At 29.3% G+C, this 16,201-nt stretch carries 17 protein-coding genes; all 17 read right to left on the bottom strand.

All coding sequences use genetic code 11. The features are described from left to right. Window positions 1-142: 142 nt before the first annotated feature. Window positions 143-1,147, bottom strand: coding sequence for an inorganic phosphate transporter (locus Ccar_RS00535; RefSeq protein WP_007061483.1), 1,005 nt, complete (start codon window positions 1,145-1,147; stop codon window positions 143-145). Then, the gene (locus Ccar_RS00530; RefSeq protein WP_007061484.1) at window positions 1,140-1,763 is read right to left on the bottom strand and encodes a DUF47 domain-containing protein; all 624 of its coding nucleotides are present in this window, start codon (window positions 1,761-1,763) and stop codon (window positions 1,140-1,142) included. The genes Ccar_RS00535 and Ccar_RS00530 overlap by 8 nt, the downstream gene beginning before the upstream one ends. Window positions 1,764-2,141: 378 nt before the next feature. Beyond that, complete coding sequence (phoU, locus tag Ccar_RS00525) at window positions 2,142-2,798, bottom strand: phosphate signaling complex protein PhoU (protein ID WP_007064510.1); 657 nt, start codon at window positions 2,796-2,798, stop codon at window positions 2,142-2,144. A gap of 66 nt (window positions 2,799-2,864) precedes the next feature. Next, window positions 2,865-3,614: a phosphate ABC transporter ATP-binding protein PstB gene (gene pstB / locus Ccar_RS00520; protein WP_007061487.1), complete on the bottom strand. Its 750-nt coding sequence runs from the start codon at window positions 3,612-3,614 to the stop codon at window positions 2,865-2,867. A 12-nt stretch (window positions 3,615-3,626) separates the two neighbouring features. Continuing rightward, window positions 3,627-4,514: a phosphate ABC transporter permease PstA gene (gene pstA, locus Ccar_RS00515; protein ID WP_007061488.1), complete on the bottom strand. Its 888-nt coding sequence runs from the start codon at window positions 4,512-4,514 to the stop codon at window positions 3,627-3,629. Beyond that, window positions 4,515-5,420, bottom strand: coding sequence for a phosphate ABC transporter permease subunit PstC (gene pstC, locus Ccar_RS00510; RefSeq protein ID WP_007061489.1), 906 nt, complete (start codon window positions 5,418-5,420; stop codon window positions 4,515-4,517). A 61-nt stretch (window positions 5,421-5,481) separates the two neighbouring features. Then, a complete protein-coding gene (locus tag Ccar_RS00505; RefSeq protein ID WP_007061490.1) occupies window positions 5,482-6,372 on the bottom strand; it encodes a phosphate ABC transporter substrate-binding protein in 891 nt (296 codons plus the stop codon). A 317-nt stretch (window positions 6,373-6,689) separates the two neighbouring features. Beyond that, complete coding sequence (locus Ccar_RS00500) at window positions 6,690-8,390, bottom strand: HAMP domain-containing sensor histidine kinase (protein WP_007064511.1); 1,701 nt, start codon at window positions 8,388-8,390, stop codon at window positions 6,690-6,692. 12 nt (window positions 8,391-8,402) lie between these two features. Next, window positions 8,403-9,098 carry a response regulator transcription factor gene (locus tag Ccar_RS00495; protein WP_007061492.1) on the bottom strand — a complete coding sequence of 232 codons (696 nt, stop codon included), beginning with the start codon at window positions 9,096-9,098 and terminating at the stop codon, window positions 8,403-8,405. 27 nt (window positions 9,099-9,125) lie between these two features. Further along, window positions 9,126-9,833, bottom strand: coding sequence for a peptidoglycan editing factor PgeF (pgeF, locus tag Ccar_RS00490; RefSeq protein ID WP_007061493.1), 708 nt, complete (start codon window positions 9,831-9,833; stop codon window positions 9,126-9,128). A gap of 162 nt (window positions 9,834-9,995) precedes the next feature. Next, on the bottom strand, window positions 9,996-10,451 hold the full coding sequence (gene nrdR, locus Ccar_RS00485) for a transcriptional regulator NrdR (RefSeq protein ID WP_007061494.1): 456 nt from the start codon (window positions 10,449-10,451) through the stop codon (window positions 9,996-9,998). Window positions 10,452-10,545: 94 nt separating this feature from the next. Next, the gene (locus Ccar_RS00480) at window positions 10,546-10,809 is read right to left on the bottom strand and encodes a YlmC/YmxH family sporulation protein (RefSeq protein ID WP_007061495.1); all 264 of its coding nucleotides are present in this window, start codon (window positions 10,807-10,809) and stop codon (window positions 10,546-10,548) included. Window positions 10,810-10,956: 147 nt separating this feature from the next. Continuing rightward, window positions 10,957-11,730, bottom strand: a complete 774-nt coding sequence (gene sigG / locus Ccar_RS00475) for an RNA polymerase sporulation sigma factor SigG (protein WP_007061496.1) — start codon at window positions 11,728-11,730, stop codon at window positions 10,957-10,959. Between the two features lie 76 nt (window positions 11,731-11,806). Further along, window positions 11,807-12,514, bottom strand: a complete 708-nt coding sequence (gene sigE, locus Ccar_RS00470; RefSeq protein ID WP_007061497.1) for an RNA polymerase sporulation sigma factor SigE — start codon at window positions 12,512-12,514, stop codon at window positions 11,807-11,809. A 67-nt stretch (window positions 12,515-12,581) separates the two neighbouring features. Beyond that, window positions 12,582-13,382: a sigma-E processing peptidase SpoIIGA gene (gene spoIIGA / locus Ccar_RS00465; protein ID WP_007061498.1), complete on the bottom strand. Its 801-nt coding sequence runs from the start codon at window positions 13,380-13,382 to the stop codon at window positions 12,582-12,584. Window positions 13,383-13,611: 229 nt separating this feature from the next. Next, window positions 13,612-14,742 carry a cell division protein FtsZ gene (gene ftsZ, locus Ccar_RS00460; protein ID WP_007061499.1) on the bottom strand — a complete coding sequence of 377 codons (1,131 nt, stop codon included), beginning with the start codon at window positions 14,740-14,742 and terminating at the stop codon, window positions 13,612-13,614. A 15-nt stretch (window positions 14,743-14,757) separates the two neighbouring features. Then, the gene (gene ftsA, locus Ccar_RS00455; protein WP_007061500.1) at window positions 14,758-16,029 is read right to left on the bottom strand and encodes a cell division protein FtsA; all 1,272 of its coding nucleotides are present in this window, start codon (window positions 16,027-16,029) and stop codon (window positions 14,758-14,760) included. Window positions 16,030-16,201: the final 172 nt, after the last annotated feature.

Genomic DNA, 16,201 nt, shown 5'->3' with positions numbered 1-16,201 from the left:
AGACATCTCGCAATATGGCTCTGTTACTAAAAAAATATCCATTTAGTAATATTACCTTAATATGTTTATTTAGTCAACGTATTAGCTTTATTGTTTAAGGGAACAAAAAAACCCTTCATATTTAAGAAGGGTAAATCACATTTTAAAGTAATTTTATTAAAAACATTGCTAAAGCTGCAATTACAGCACTTGCCGGTATAGTAATCACCCAGGCAGTTACAATATCTTTGGCTATAACCCACTTTACTGCAGAAAATCTTTTAGATGCACCAACACCCATTATAGAACCAGTGATTATATGAGTTGTACTTACTGGTGCCTTTAACAAAGTTGCAGTCATCATTACTGTTGATGCACTCATTTCAGCTGTAAATCCATTAATAGGAGCAAGTTTGGTCATACCTGTACCCATGGTTTTAATAATCTTTTTTCCTCCGAGACTTGTACCTAACGCCATAGCTAAAGCACAGCAAATCTTTACCCAATTTGGTATTTCAAACTGTGTTATAAAATTACCACTTATAAGTGCCATCGTAATAATTCCCATAGATTTTTGAGAATCATTACAGCCATGATTAAAAGCTATAAACGCTCCTGAGCATATTTGAGCCTTGGAAAAAACTTTAGTAACAGATGAAGGTCTTGCTTCCATCATCTTTAAAACATTATTCATAATAGTCATAACTACAAATCCTATAACAAATCCTATCATTGGCGATAAAAAAATCCATATTATAACTTTCCAAAATAAGTTTGACCAATTAACTATACCGAAAGACCATTGAAAAACCATTGCAGATCCAATTAATCCTCCTATAAGAGCATGTGAAGAACTACTTGGAATTCCAAAATACCATGTTATTATATTCCATACTATTGCACCGATCAAAGCAGCTACAATTACAGTTTGTGATATATGATTTGGATCTACAATACCACTACCTATAGTTTTAGCAACCCCTTCACTAACAAAGGCTCCAATAAAATTTAATACAGCTGACATTACAACCGCTTGTTTTAGGGTTAATACCCTAGTAGATACAGAACATGCTATAGCATTGGCGCTATCATGAAAGCCATTAATAAAATCAAAAATTAAAGCAGTAACAACTATAATACATATCAAAACAAAAGTACTACTAAGCATTTTTCATTACTACTCCTTCAATTACATTAGCTATGTCTTCACAAGCATCTAAAGTATCCTCTAAATACTGATAAATTTCTCTCCATTTAATCACTTCAATAACTTCAATATTTGATCTGAAGAGATCACCAATAGCTCTTCTTGAAACTCTGTCTCCTTCTTCTTCAATTCTATTAATTTCTATAATTTTTTTATTTAGATATTTACTGGTTTTCATATTTTTCAATTCTTCCATGAGAGTAATAATTTCTTTACAACTTGCTGCAATCATATCACCTAATATAATTGCTTCCTTTGTGGTATTATTCACGTTTAGCATAACAAATCTACTTGCAGCAGACTCTATTAGATCTATAATATCGTCCATATCCTTTGCTATTATGTAAATATCTTCTCTGTCAAAGGGTGTTATAAATGTTTTATTAAGTTGTTCAAGTATTTGATGTTGTTTTCTATCTCCTTCGTGTTCCACCTCTTTAAGTTTTTTTAAATTTTCCTCTGAATTGTCAAGATCCTTTAGAAACTCTACCAACATATTTGATGCTTTATAAGCTATATTAGCAGTTTCTACGAAAAATTCGAAAAATTTGTCTTCTTTTGGAGTCAAACTAAACAATCTTTATCCCTCCTGAATGTAAAAGTATAAATTTTCGACCTTATAAAGTATACCATAGATTTTGCAAAAATAAAACAGAAAATTAACATATATTTTACTCAATAACTCTTTTATACAGTGTTTGTATAAATTTATTTCAAATATTCTTTCTACATTATATTACATTATTATGCTTTTTTCTTCTTTATGCTTCTAGTTTCTATTTACTAATTATAAGTAAATATTTAAACAAGCGCAAATCACACTTTAACAAAAAAATAAATTTCAAAAAAATGGATGCCAGCATATCAATCCATATGCTGGCATCCTAATATTATAGAAATCATAATTCATGTAATCATTTTCAAAGGTTCATTTTTCTATAAAATTCAAAATGTTTTATTCATTTAAATCTTTTAATTCTCCTGTAACTAAATATATAGTCCATTCACATATATTAGTCACATGATCGCCAACTCTTTCTAAATATTTACACACAAATAAAAGTTGGGTTATTTGATTTATATTTTGATTATTGTTTGCCATTATAGTTAGCATTTCAGTAAAAACATTTTTATATAAGTTATCTATTTCATCATCCATTTTACACACTTCATAGGCCTTATCCACATCTGCAGCTACATAAGCATCTAACCCACTTCTTATCATCTTCTTAACTATCTCTGACATTTTAGGAATATCTATAAGTTCCTTAACATACTGTTCATTTTTAAGTCTTTTTGTTATTTTTGCTATGTCTACTGCATAATCTGCCATTCTTTCAAGATCTGTTACTAACTTAGTAGTTGTAAAAATAGTTCTTAAATCTATAGCCAAAGGTTGTTCTTTAGCTATTAATCTTATGCATTTATTTTCTATTTCCTTTTGAAGATCATCTACCAAATCATCGTTCTTTATTATGTTATCTGCTAATTCAACATCTTTATTAACTAATGATTCTATACACTGATGTATCTGTTTTTCAACTATGCTTCCCATTCTTAATAAATCATTATGAAGTTCTTTTAAAGCAATATCAAATCCGGTCCTAGTCATTCATACTCACCTCTATTTAAATTAAGTTTATATTATTATTTTATATACTTTTATCTATATATAATTTTAACCAAATCTTCCCGTTATATAATCTTCTGTTCTTTTATCCTGAGGTTTATAAAAAATACTTTCAGTTTTTCCATTTTCAACTATCTCTCCATTAAGAAAAAATGCTGTATAATCTGATATTCTTCCTGCCTGCTGCATATTATGCGTAACTATAATTATAGTATACTTTTTCTTCAACTCATCCATAAGCTCTTCTATTTTCAATGTAGATATTGGATCTAATGCAGAAGTTGGCTCATCCATAAGTAATACCTCTGGCTCTACTGCTAGCGTTCTTGCAATGCACAACCTCTGCTGTTGACCACCAGAAAGTCCTAATGCACTTTTATTTAATCTATCTTTTACTTCATCCCAAAGTACAGCACCTTTTAAACTACTTTCAACCAATTCATCTAATTTACTTTTATCCTTTACTCCATGTATCTTGGGTCCATATACTATATTGTCATATATAGACATTGGGAAAGGATTAGCCTTTTGAAAAACCATTCCTACTCTTTTTCTAAGATCTATTTCATCATAATCCTTATATATATTCTTACCTTCAAATAGTACTTCTCCCTCTATTTTTACAGAGTCTATTAAATCGTTCATTCTATTTAAAGTTCTTAAAAAGGTAGACTTACCACAACCTGATGGACCTATTAATGCTGTAACTGCATTTTTTTCTACATCTAAATTTATTTTCTTCAAGGCTTGAGTACTTCCATAGTATAAATCAAGTGCCTTAGTTTGTATTATACCCATTTAGCTTCCTCCTTATTTTTTACCAGCATAAGATTCATATATTTTTTTTCCTAATATTCTAGCAGTTAAATTAAATAACAAAACCATTATTATAAGCACTGCTGATGCTTTATTTGCTATAGCTGATGCATCTGGTACCATCCCCTCAGAATTAAGCTTCCAAATGTATACTGCTAATGTTTCTGCAGGTCTCATTACACTAAAAGGAGATGTTTTTCCAACTAAACTAAAGCTATCAAATGGAAGTACTGGTGCGCTCATACCTGCAGTATACAAAAGTGCTGCTGCTTCACCAAATATTCTTCCTGATGCCAATATTACTCCTGTTAAGATTTGCGGAATGGCAGAAGGCAATATAACTTTTTTTATAGTTTGCCATTTAGTTGCTCCAAGCCCAAGACTTGCCTCCTTCACAGATTTACCAGCTGCTACTATAGCATTTTCACTAACTCTTGTTAAAGATGGCAGATTTAGCACTGCTATAGCTAATGCTCCTGATAAAAGTGTAAACCCCCAATTCGTCATACCAACAAACACTAAAAGACCAAAAAGACCCACTACTATAGAAGGCAATGAAGCCATAGTTTCAATACATAACCTTATTATATTTAATAAAAATCCTTCTCTCGCATATTCTGCTAAATATATACCCGCACCTACTCCAAAAGGTACAGTTATTATTAAAGATACTACTAGCATGTAGAAGGAATTAAATAGCTGAGGACCTATTCCACCTCCAGCTTCACCTACTTTAGGTTTTCCAAACAAGAAAGAAGGATTTAATGAATTTCCGCCCTTATATAATATATATCCTATTAAGGCCATTAGAAGTAATATTACAAATCCAGATACAACATATAAAATTCCTGTCCATATTTTATCTTTTAACTTAGCATCCATTTATTTAAGCTCACTCCTTTTTCCAATGGCTCTTATTAGTAAAATAAATAAAAATGATATAACTAAAAGCAATAAAGCAAGTGACCACAACGCATCATTCCATGCTGTTCCTGATATTGTATTTCCCATATCCATAGTTAAAATACTAGTCAAAGTAGCTGTTGGACTTACTAAATTTTTAGGAAATTTAATTGAATTACCTATAACCATTTGAACAGCTAAAGCTTCTCCAAAAGCTCTTGCAAGTCCTAATACTATTGAAGTTAATATGCCACTTTTGGCTGCTGGTAATATAACTTTGCTTATAGTTTGCCATCTAGTTGCACCCAATCCATAGGATGCCTCTAAATAGCTCTTAGGTACAACTCTAACAGCATCTGCTGATAAACTAGCTATAGTTGGCAGTATCATAATACTTAATACTATAATACCTGCTATTAAGCTAAATCCAATACCTCCAAAACCTTTTTTAATAAGAGGTAGTAAAACACTAAATCCTATCCAGCCATAAACAACTGAAGGTATTCCTACAAATAATTCTAATGCAGGTTGAACTAATTTCTTTCCCATTCTTGGTGAAATGAAGTTCATAAAAATTGCTAGTGCAATACTTATCGGTGCACTCAAAATAACTGCACCTATGGATACTAAAGTAGAACCTACAATAAATATAAGTGCTCCTAATTTAGGTTTTTCACTATCTGGATTCCAATTTGCAGTAAATAGAAAGTCTTTTAATGAATATCCATGCTTTATAAAAGTATTTAATCCCTTTACAGTTACAAATCCTATTATACTTAAAGTTAAAATTATTATTAACATTCCACAAAATATGGCAAAACTTCTTCCTAAATATTCAGTTTTTAACTTTTTCCAAAAGGTTCTTTTCTTTATACTATTCTCCATACTCTCTACCTCAATATTAATTTAATGGCTGACTGATTAACAGCCAGCCCCATAAAAAACTTTATTTATTTTTAATTTCGCTCATTGGAATATATCCTAATTTTTTAACTAAATCACTATTTTCACTGCTCAACATGTAATCAATAAATGCTTTTGATAAATCCTTAGCTTCTCCCTTTGTATACATATGCTCATATGACCAGAAAGGATATTTTCCAGCAGTTATATTTTCTTCAGTTGCATCTACTCCATCTATTTTTAATGGTTTTACACTTTCTTTAACTTTATCACTTAAATATGATAATGCTAAATAGCTTATAGAACCTTTTGTAGACTGTATTCCTTTTTCAACGTTTCCGTTTGAATCTTGTGTAGTTCCTAGTCCGTCCTTTTCATCTTTTCCACCCATTACTGTATCTTTAAATGTTGCTCTTGTACCAGAAGATTTTGCTCTATTAATTACATTTATAGGTAGGTTGTCTCCTCCAACTTGGCTCCAGTTAGTGATTTCACCAGTAAATATTTTTTGTATCTGGTCTTTTGTTAAAGAATCAACTTTAACTTCTTTATTTACAACTACTGCAAAACCAATAGCACAAACTTTATGATCAACTAATTCTTTTGCCTTTTGTGCATCTAATTTAGCTGCTTCTGCTGTTATATCAGAGTTTCCTATGTCAGCAGTGCCTTCAGCTACTAATTTTATTCCAGTACCACTACCTCCACCTTGTACATTAATAGTAGCTTTAGAGTTTTTTTCAGTGAATTTTTTTCCTGCTTGATCAGCTAGTGGTTGAAGTGCTGTGGATCCTGCCAATGTTATTGAACCTGAAACTTCCTTTTTAGTATCTCCTGAAGATGATTGTTCTTTTGATCCACATCCTGCAAATACACCTGTTACCATGGTAACTGCTAATGCAGCTATTATAATTTTTAAACTCTTTTTCTTCATTAATACGAACCTCCTAAAACTTTCAACGTTTATTAATTTTAAATTATTCCCTATGAATACTATGATAACTTTACAAGGTTAACCCATTATTATACATAGGTTAATTAAAATTAACATAAGGAATTTATTTATTTTTACCACTTTTATTAAAAATATAACAAAAGAACCTTTGAATACTCTGTATTCAAAGGTTCTTTTCACAATATTTAACAAAATCATTTAATTTTACTTACTTAACAAACTCTTAACATTGCTAACATAAACGTTAAAATTTTTTATTCTAAGCATAAACAATCGGTCTAGTAATATACTAAAAATCATACAATAGGTATTTCTAAAATAAATTTGCTTCCTTTTCCTATCTCACTTTCAACTCTAATATTTCCATTAAGAGCCATAACTATATGTTTTACAATAGCAAGGCCTAATCCTGTTCCACCTTGAGCTCTTGATCTTGCTTTATCAACCCTATAAAACCTTTCAAAGATTCTATCTATATGTTCTTTTGATATACCAACACCTTTATCTTCAACCCATATTATGCAATTATCATTTTCAAGCTTAGTGCCTATTTTTACAATTCCATTGTTATCAGAATATTTTATTGCATTATCCACTAGATTTATAAGCATTTGTTTAAATCTATCATTGTCTCCTTTTAAATTAGGAACCTTATCTCCTATTGTAAGAACCTTAATATTCTTCTTTTCAGCTGAATTTTTAACTAAACAACATACATCTTTTATAATAAAGTTTACATCTATCTCTTCTTCCTTATTCTCTATACTACTTTCAATATGCGAAAGTGTCAGGGTATCATTGATCAATCTTGTTAATCTATCAGCTTCATCATTTATAATATTTAAAAACTTTTCTTTGTTTTTAAAATCATCTACATATCTCAAAGTTTCTGCAAATCCCTTTATTGACGTTAATGGTGTTTTAAGCTCATGAGAAACATTGGCTACAAATTGAGTCCTCATATTTTCCAATCTTTTTATATCAGTTATATCCTGTACTACAGCAACTGTACCAATTTTTTCTCTAACATTAATTATATCAGCAGTTCTTATTCTTAAATTTCTTTCCTTAGGCCACAATATCTTTATTTCTACATAGTCTTCATCAGTATTTTTAAATACATCTTCAAACTCAAAATCTCTTATATTATCCATAAGATTTTCACCTATAATGTCTCCATTTATACCAAATATTTTTTTTGCATAAGGATTTATCATAATAATTTTGTAGTTTACATCTACAGCTATAACTCCACTGTCCATACTCTTTAATATTGCTTCCAATTTATTTTGTTTATCTAAAACATCATTCAGGGTACTATTTAGTTTATCTGCCATATTATTAAAGGTTATACCTAATTGACCTATTTCATCTTTAGAACTAATCTTTACCCTTTTATCCAATTTTCCCGAAGCAATACTTGAAGTAGTAAATTCTAATTCTTTAATGGGTTTTACTATGGTATGAGAAAGCTTTGATGCAAATATTATAGAAACCATAATTGAAAACATCATAGCAATTATATAATACTTCAGATAGCTCATTTCTATTCCTTTAATAATTTGCATGGCTATAGCACTTCTTATCACATAACCATTATCAACAGCTGTAGCAAAATATAAAGTCTTCTTTCCTAAGGTAGCACTATATCGTGTACTATACCCCGTGCCATATTTTCTTGCATCCTTAACTTCTTTTCTCTCATTATGATTATCCATTGTTTCGGCATCTGCTATAGTATCACTTAAAACTTTTCCTTTTTTATCTATTAATGTTTCTCTAATAACATCATTTTTAAAATTATTCTTGAAAGAAAAATTTTTATTATTAAGGCCTTCTGTCTTTAACACATTTACTACAATTTGATTATTTATTCTCAAATTTTCCTTTGTGTTTTGCATATATTGATAATTTTCAATAATTACAAATAAGGTAGTAACTATGGAAAATGTAAGAAGCAATGTAATGAGCATTGTTATCATTAATTTTTTTTTCATTTTAATCACCAACTACTCTTCTGAATTGAACCTGTATCCTATTCCACGAATAGTTTCTATATATTTTGGATTTTTATCATCCTCCTCTATTTTTTGTCTTAAGTGTCTTATATGAACATCCACAGTTCTTGTTTCACCTATATATTCATATCCCCACACTTTATCCAATAAAAAATCTCTCGTCATGACTCTTCCTCTATTTTTTATTAAGAGTTCCAATACTTCAAATTCCTTTAAAGTAAGATCTAATTTAACGCCATCTTTTAAAATTTCATGTTTTTCAAAATTTATGTTAATTTTTCCAAAACCAAAGTTTTTATCTATAGATTTAGCTGTAGTTCTTCTAAGAATTGCTTTTACCCTAGCTAATAATTCTCTTATAGAAAAAGGCTTAGTAATGTAATCATCTGCTCCTAACTCTAAACCTAGTACTTTATCAAATTCTTCTCCCTTAGCAGTTATCATTATTATAGGAGTTGAGGATATGGAATTATCTTTTCTAATTTCCTTACATACATCATATCCATCCATTCCAGGCAGCATAATATCTAATAATATGAGATTTGGAGTATCTCTTTTAGCTTTCTTTATTGCATCTAAACCATTATCTGCACAAATAGTCTTATATCCGCTATTCTCCAAATTGAATTTTATCAATTCTGTTATGTGTTCTTCGTCGTCTACAATAAGTATTTTTTCTTCTGACACTAATTTTCCCTCCCACTCCATTAAAAACTATTTTAAATAAATAAATGAAAATAACCTTCCTTGATTTTTGTCTCTTCTATAAGAATGAGTTTTATATTCTTTACTGCAGAAGGTACATATATCTAAATCTTTTATATTACTCTTATTTATATTCTTTAAATTTAGCTGATGTAGTATGCATTTTTTCAAACTTAAATACCTTCCACTGCATATATTCACATCTTTATATGTTTCTAAACCCTTAAATTTGTCTATAAGATCAAATCCTACTTCATAACAACATTCATGTATATGTGGTCCTATATAAGCTATTAAATCCTCACATTTAGTTTCATATTGTTGTTCCATTTTTTCAATTGTTTTTAACACTATACAATCAAAGGTTCCTTTCCACCCACTATGCACTGCTGCTATTACCTTTTTATTTTTATCATATAAAAGAACTGGAACACAATCGGCAGTAAATACACCTATTGCTGTATTTTTTTTGTCTGTAATTAAAGCATCCCCTTCTTCTGTTTCATTTTTGTACTCAATAATTTTATCACTATGTATTTGATTTAAAAATCCAACTTCATTTACTCCAAACCATTTTTTTATATTTTGCAAACTTTCTTTTCCATTAGACGAATTTTTATTAAAATCTAACCCACCTTCTGCAGTAGAAAAAATCATATCTGCTCCTTCTAAAGACTCTTTTATAAATTTATAATTCTCAATTCTTAATTCTTCCATTTTACTCCTCCATTAACTAACTGTTAATTACATTTTAACATTGTTTGTTTTGTAGACACAGAAAAATTTAGTTGTTTTAACCTAAATTTAACACAGCATGCTTTTAATAAAAATAATTTAAATTTAATAATAAATAAGTGGTATACTTATTCAGCATACCACCTACTTATCACTAATTAAATTTTTAATTTCTTCCATAAAGGTATTTATATCTTTAAACTGCCTATATACAGATGCAAATCTAACATAGGAAACTTCATCTATATTTTTAAGGCTTTCCATTATCATTTCTCCAATATATTCAGAATGTACTTCTGTCAGCATTTGATTGTTTATTGTCTTTTCAATTTCATCAGCTATGCTTTCTATCTGATGTCTAGACACAGGTCTTTTTTGACAAGCTTTTATTAAACCATTTATTATTTTAGTTCTATCAAAATATTCTCTATTCATATTTTTCTTTATTACTAGTATAGGTACATTTTCAACTTTTTCATATGTAGTATATCTTTTATTGCACTTCAAACATTCTCTTCTTCTTCTAATAGACATATTGTCCTCTGTAGATCTAGAATCTACAACTTTACTTTCCGCATAGCCGCAGTAAGGGCATTTCACATCTATTCACGTCCTTTTAAAATCAATTTTTACCTTAGCTTTAAAAATACTCAATATATATACATTATACACTTTTTTTAATAAATTTCTACTATTAATCTTTTATACCAAAATCATTAGTTTCTACCAAAACCACATCTATGCCTATCTTTTTAATATTTTCCCATGGAATTTCTATATCATCACTTTTACCAAACCAAGACATTTTTCCAGAAGGCAAAATAATTGATATAACTTTAGATTCATCACAATCTACTTTTAAATCTTTTATAAAACCTAATTTTGCTCCAGTATTTATCTCTATAATTTCCATGGATCTTAAATTGCTTATAGAGTATAATCCTTTTTCATCTTCCACTTTTATCACCTCATTTTATCTCTTTTTATTAATATATGAGTTATATTAATTATTAATTACCACAACAAAAAATGCTGAAAATATTAAATAATCTTATATTTTCAGCATTCTATACAACTTATCTATAAACAATATAATTACTAATGTTTAAACATATTTTCTCATATGTCTTAAAGCAGTTTTTTCAAGCCTAGATACCTGCGCTTGAGATATACCTATTTCATCTGCCACTTCCATTTGAGTTCTTCCATCAAAGAATCTTAAATTAAGTATGAGTTTTTCTCTGTCATTTAATTTTTTCATAGCTTCCTTTATGGCTATATTTTCAAGCCAACTATCATCCATATTTTTGTTATCACTTATTTGATCCATTACATAAATTGCATCGCCTCCATCATGATAAATTGGCTCAAATAGTGATACTGGATCTTGTATAGCATCTAAAGCAAATACCACTTCCTCTCTAGGAACTTTTAATTCTTTTGCTATTTGTGATACTGTAGGTTCTTTATTATTTTCACTTATAAGTCTATCCCTAACCTGCAATGCTCTATAAGCAATATCCCTAAGTGATCTACTTACTCTTATAGAATTGTTATCTCTTAAATATCTCCTTATTTCACCAATAATCATTGGTACAGCATATGTAGAGAATTTTACATTTTGGCTCAAGTCAAAATTATCAATTGATTTGATTAGCCCTATACATCCTACTTGAAATAAATCGTCTACATTTTCTCCCCTGTTATTGAATCTTTGAATCACACTTAGTACTAATCTTAAATTGCTTTTTATAAATTTTTCCCTACAGCTTACATCTCCATTTCTCATACTTAGTAATAATTCTTTCATCTCTTTTTCTTTTAAAACTGGTAGTTTTGCTGTGTTTACACCACAAATTTCAACTTTATTAATTATCATAAAGTTATCAGCCCCTTCAGAATATATCGCATTTTAATTGTTTCCTAAGGAGCGAAATTTTATACTAAAGACAACCTTACAACATTTTATTTATTTCTTTTTTTAGCCTCTTTATTATTCTTTTTTCCAATCTTGAAATATAAGATTGTGATATACCAAGCATATCAGCTACTTCCTTTTGAGTTTTCTCGCCTTGTCCATTTAGACCAAATCTTAAATTAACTATTTCCTTTTCCCTATCATTAAGTTTTTTCATGGCTACCATAAGTAATTGTTTGTCTACTTCATCCTCTATCAAATTGTAAACCACATCATTATCTGTACCTAATATATCAGATAAGAGTAATTCATTTCCATCCCAATCTATGTTTAAAGGCTCATAAAAGGATATTTCAGCTTTTACTTTACTATTTCTTCTTAAATACATGAGTATTTCGTTTTCAATACATCTCGAAGCATATGTAGCCAATTTTATTTTTTTACTTGGATCAAAAGTATTAACAGCCTTAATAAGTCCTATAGTTCCTACTGAAACTAAATCTTCTACATTTACCCCTGTATTTTCAAATTTTCTTGCTATATAAACCACAAGTCTTAAATTACGTTCTATTAAAGTTGATCTAACCTTCTCTTCTCCTCCATCAAGCTTAGATACCAAATCATCTTCTTCTTTTTTACTAAGTGGAGGAGGCAGCACATCACTTCCACCTATATAATAAATTTTCCCAGCCAAAAACTTTATTTTAATTAAAATTCTATTCAGCAATATTTTTAGTTTTATCATAACTCATCCTCCAAATAATTAATATGGTTGTCCTTCATCTATGATAGCTATGTATTACTTGATACCATTACATAACTCCTCTAGATAAAAGCGCATGGTATTCATTAAAATCACTTAATTTTTCTTCACAAAAAGCTACTATAACTTCTCTTACTAATTCTTCCTTTGAACCATGTATTTTTATATATTCAGGTCTAAATCCTTGCAAATTACCATTTGCACCATTAACAACCCTATAAGGAATATAAAATTTATCATAAGTATTTAAATCCATATCTTGAAAAACTGACTTTTCCACTATTATTACAGGCAAATTTGTAGCAGGTTCTCTTAATTCATTACCTGTATCTAAAAAAGCTTCTACAGTCTTTTCTGAATTTTTCATCACAATGTCTATATCATATATTAAACATCTTAAATCTTTTCTATCCTTTATATAAATTATTGTTCTATGAATAAGCATATATATTATCATGATTGAAATCATAAGTTTCTTATAAGAAAAGTTTATAATTGAAAAACAACTAATATAGTTACTACAATTGCTATATTCTATAAAAATACATGCTCCAGCAAGTACCATAGAATATAAGATAAATATTCCTAAAGCTTTTATAAAAAATATAAATTTTATTCTTCTAAAAATTATTAATATCATAATTGCAGCCACTAAAATTTTAAATGGAAACTGTGAAAAAATATTTAGTTTAGGATAAAGTAAAGTTATTACATATATACTTCCTACAGCTGATGAGAAAATCATATTTATTAGTTTTGCTCTTACTCTCAATGATTGAGCCGTTATATACAAAAGAAATAAATTTACTATTAAGTTTTCCAAGATCAGTACGTCTAAATATACAATCAAATACTGCCTCACCTCCATCCATTTATTACCATTTTTATATTCTTATTATATACCTATTTTTTCTAAAATTTTGTCACTTCTTAATAAAAAGTAATATTTTTATTTTCCATATTATTTCAATAAATTCAGTTTTATAAAAATAATCTTCAACTTAATTTCTCAAAAAATAAAATAAAAAACCATGTATAGCCATTATGCGTTATACATGGTTTTTTATTCCATCATACTATTACCTTTTTTGTCTTCTTAAAAAAGCTGGAATTTCAAGATTACTTTCGTCATAATTTTTATATTCTACTTTAGACGTAGCAGCTTCATCTTTACCATCAAAATCATTTACATTATTATTATGTTTAGGCTGTTCTATGTTAGCTTTTGGACTAACTTCTGGTTTGCCCTTTATATCTTCTGATTCAAAACCTGTAGCAATTACAGTAATTCTTATTTCATCCTTTATGTTTTCATCTATTACTGCACCAAATATAATATTTGCATCTGGATCTGCTGCTTCTTGAACTATTTCTGCTGCTTCATTTATTTCTAAAAGTCCTAAATCTGGTCCGCCTGTTATATTTAATAAAACTCCTGTAGCTCCCACTATTGAAGTTTCAAGTAATGGACTTGATATAGCCTGTTTAGCAGCTTCTTGAGCTCTATTATCTCCAGTTCCTTTACCTACTCCCATATGAGCAAGTCCTTTATCTATCATAATAGTTCTAACATCTGCAAAATCTAGATTAACAAGTCCAGGTATAGTAATAAGATCTGATATACCCTGAACACCTTGTCTTAAAACATCATCTGCAAATTTAAAGGATTCCATTAAAGTGGTCTTTTTATCTACAATACTCAATAATCTTTCATTTGGTATAGTAACTAGTGTATCCACTCTTTCCTTTAAATCTTTTATTCCTAATTCTGCATGAAGCATTCTCTTTCTACCTTCAAATGGAAAGGGCTTTGTAACTACACCTACTGTAAGTATTCCCATAGATTTAGCTATTTCAGCGATAACAGGTGCTGCTCCAGTACCTGTTCCTCCTCCCATACCTGCTGTTATAAAAACCATATCAGCTCCTTTTATGGCCTGGGATATTTCATCCTTACTCTCTTCAGCAGCTTTTTGACCAATTTCAGGATTAGCACCTGCTCCTAATCCTTTGGTAAGTTTATCTCCTATTTGTATTTTTTGTGATGCTTGTGATAACATTAAAGCCTGTTTATCTGTGTTTATAGCTATAAATTCAACATTTTTAAGGCCTTCCCTTATCATTCTGTTGACAGCATTGTTTCCTCCGCCACCGCAGCCTATTACCTTTATTTGAGCAAATTGTTGAACATCAACATCAAAGTCTAGCACAATACTACCTCCTTATTAGAAAAAATCCGTAAAAAATTCTTTTATTTTTAACATAATTCCATTTTTGTTTTCGTTTCTATTTTCTTTTTTGTCTTTACTTTTAGTATACTCTTTATATTTCTTTTCTGGTTGCTTTTCAACATCAGCCGAAAGTTTATTACCCTTTACAGCATAAGAAACATCATTAACTATACCAACTGTACATGCGTATAAAGGACTAGATGCACCAACAGTGCCTGGAGTTCCTATTCTAACTGGTTTCTTAATTATATTCTTGCTAAAATCCTCAATACCCTTAATTAGTCCTAAACCTCCTCCAACTATAACTATACCTGATACTTTTTCATAATACTCACTACTTTTTAGTTTTTCATCTATTATATACAGTAGTTCTTCTACTCTAGCTTCAACTATTTGCTTTAGCATATAATTATCTACTTTAATTTTATTATTGTAATCAGCATTAACTTCTATTTTTATGTTATAATTGGCGTTATCTTCACCTAAGCTAACATGCTTTTTCTTTAGATTTTCAGCTTCAGAAAAAGGTATTTTTAAGCATACAGAAATATCATTGGTTATAATACTTCCACCTAAGGCTGCTGTTTGAATACTGGCTAAATTTCCTCCTTCGTAAACATAAATATTTGTACATTCAGCCCCCACATCTATCACTGCTACACCTCTTTGAATTTCATCATCTTTAAGTACAGCTTGTGATATAGCTAAAGGTTGAAATACTACTCCCAAAACTTTCACTTCAGCCTTAATTACACTTTTAAAAAGATTATTAACAACAGTGGTCTGAGCTAAAATTATCTGTGCATCTACTTCTAATCTTAACCCACTCATACCTATAGGATCTTTTATCTTATCATAACCATCAATTATATACTGCTCAGGTATAACTCCTATAATTTCTTTATCGGATGGAATCGTAACAATTTTAGATGCTTTTAAAACTCTTTTTACATCGCCTTCTCTTATTTCTCTATCTTCTGAAGATACAGCTACTACACCTTTATTCCAAAGTAATTCACTTATGCCCCCTGGTAAAGAGATATACGCTTCTTTAATTTTTATATCTACCATTCTTTCCAAAGCTGCAATACACTCCTTTACAGCTTCAGAAGTATTATCTATATCAACAACAATTCCTTTTTTTACTCCATTACATTTTGCCGATGCAACTCCCATAATTTGTACTTTGCCGTACCTATCAACTTTTCCTGCAGCAGCACGAACTTTCGATGACCCAATATCTATTCCAACTATATATTCATCCATTAAGTGCTTTTCCCCCCTTAGAGAACCATCCAAAATTATATATTCAACAAAAATTCTATTTTTCCTCTTATTATTTTATCATATTTTAATAAAATCTCAAATATAGTTAAATAATATAGTTTTTAAATGTAAGCATTGCAAAAATAAGGAAAGGATTTGAACCTTTCCCATT

The organism is Clostridium carboxidivorans P7, assembly GCF_001038625.1.
In the GTDB taxonomy this organism is placed as follows: Bacteria; Bacillota; Clostridia; order Clostridiales; family Clostridiaceae; genus Clostridium_AM; species Clostridium_AM carboxidivorans.
Note: the sequence above shows the minus strand (reverse complement) of the source record. Positions and strands in the feature narration are given on the sequence as shown.

What these genes read in the sequence shown, in the direction of transcription:
- pgeF (WP_007061493.1), bottom strand. Translation starts at nt 9,833, where the DNA reads ATGGAAGAATTAAGAATTGAGAATTATAAATTTATAAAAGAGTCTTTA.
- Ccar_RS00500 (WP_007064511.1), bottom strand. Translation starts at nt 8,390, where the DNA reads ATGAAAAAAAAATTAATGATAACAATGCTCATTACATTGCTTCTTACA.
- Ccar_RS00535 (WP_007061483.1), bottom strand. Translation starts at nt 1,147, where the DNA reads ATGCTTAGTAGTACTTTTGTTTTGATATGTATTATAGTTGTTACTGCT.
- phoU (WP_007064510.1), bottom strand. Translation starts at nt 2,798, where the DNA reads ATGACTAGGACCGGATTTGATATTGCTTTAAAAGAACTTCATAATGAT.
- sigE (WP_007061497.1), bottom strand. Translation starts at nt 12,514, where the DNA reads ATGATAAAACTAAAAATATTGCTGAATAGAATTTTAATTAAAATAAAG.
- Ccar_RS00505 (WP_007061490.1), bottom strand. Translation starts at nt 6,372, where the DNA reads ATGAAGAAAAAGAGTTTAAAAATTATAATAGCTGCATTAGCAGTTACC.
- ftsA (WP_007061500.1), bottom strand. Translation starts at nt 16,029, where the DNA reads ATGGATGAATATATAGTTGGAATAGATATTGGGTCATCGAAAGTTCGT.
- pstC (WP_007061489.1), bottom strand. Translation starts at nt 5,420, where the DNA reads ATGGAGAATAGTATAAAGAAAAGAACCTTTTGGAAAAAGTTAAAAACT.
- pstA (WP_007061488.1), bottom strand. Translation starts at nt 4,514, where the DNA reads ATGGATGCTAAGTTAAAAGATAAAATATGGACAGGAATTTTATATGTT.
- pstB (WP_007061487.1), bottom strand. Translation starts at nt 3,614, where the DNA reads ATGGGTATAATACAAACTAAGGCACTTGATTTATACTATGGAAGTACT.
- sigG (WP_007061496.1), bottom strand. Translation starts at nt 11,730, where the DNA reads ATGATAATTAATAAAGTTGAAATTTGTGGTGTAAACACAGCAAAACTA.